This is a genomic window from Oleiphilus sp. HI0079 (assembly GCF_001635105.1).
The window spans coordinates 1-655 of sequence record NZ_LWFT01000085.1 but is presented as its reverse complement, the minus strand read 5'-3'; the positions used below and the strand labels follow the sequence as shown (position 1 = coordinate 655).

The 655-nt window shown below is 46.0% G+C and carries 2 protein-coding genes and 1 pseudogene; all 3 read right to left on the bottom strand.

Features of this window, described 5'->3' with window-relative positions:
- Window positions 1-128: pseudogene (locus tag A3750_RS26685) on the bottom strand (cbb3-type cytochrome c oxidase N-terminal domain-containing protein); the annotation flags it as partial.
- 112 nt (window positions 129-240) lie between these two features.
- Complete coding sequence (locus tag A3750_RS01305; RefSeq protein ID WP_068453970.1) at window positions 241-426, bottom strand: cbb3-type cytochrome c oxidase subunit 3; 186 nt, start codon at window positions 424-426, stop codon at window positions 241-243.
- A gap of 8 nt (window positions 427-434) precedes the next feature.
- Window positions 435-655: cbb3-type cytochrome c oxidase subunit II (locus tag A3750_RS01300; protein WP_197474790.1), on the bottom strand; the 221-nt coding region annotated here is incomplete at its 5' end.

Here is a 655-nt window from a genome sequence, read left to right as displayed (position 1 = left end):
GTAATTGCCAAGGCCGGGGTAGAGTGCATAGTAGGCAAGACCAAATACACAGGTGGCGACGAACATGTACATCCACCACTTGGTAATGGGTTGTCATATTCTTCGATGCCATCGAAGGTATGGCCCATTGTTTTTTCCGTTTCAGTGTCGGATGTCTGGCTCTTACGTGTCACGTAAATAAGCCAAAGGCTACCGAATATGCTTCCCAGACTGATAATGGAAACCCAAAAACTCCAGAAACTAGTCATGATTCTCTCTCTCTTTTTCGCTTAGCGTGCGCTCTGCAATGTCGTCGTCATCAAAGGGCAGGTTGGCTGCATCTTCAAAGTCTTTTTTCTTTGCGCTGCTGAAAGCCCACCAACAAATGCCGATGAAAACAATCATGACCAAGATGGTCGACATGCCGCGTAGCGTATTTATATCCATGGTTGCTCTTATTTGTTACCGATCAAGGTGCCAAGGTTCTGAAGATAGGCGACCAATGCTTCAATCTCAGTCTTGCCTTTCACTGCGTCTGCTGCGCCAGCTATATCTTCATCTGTGTATGGAACGCCTACTTTACGAAGAGCTTCCAACTTCAATGGAGTTGTTTTGTGGTCAATCTTTGCAGTGAACAGCCAAGGATATGACGGCATCTTAGACTCTGGAACAACAT

Coding starts and splice junctions, on each gene's coding strand:
- A3750_RS01305 (WP_068453970.1), bottom strand. CDS start 426: ATGGATATAAATACGCTACGCGGCATGTCGACCATCTTGGTCATGATT.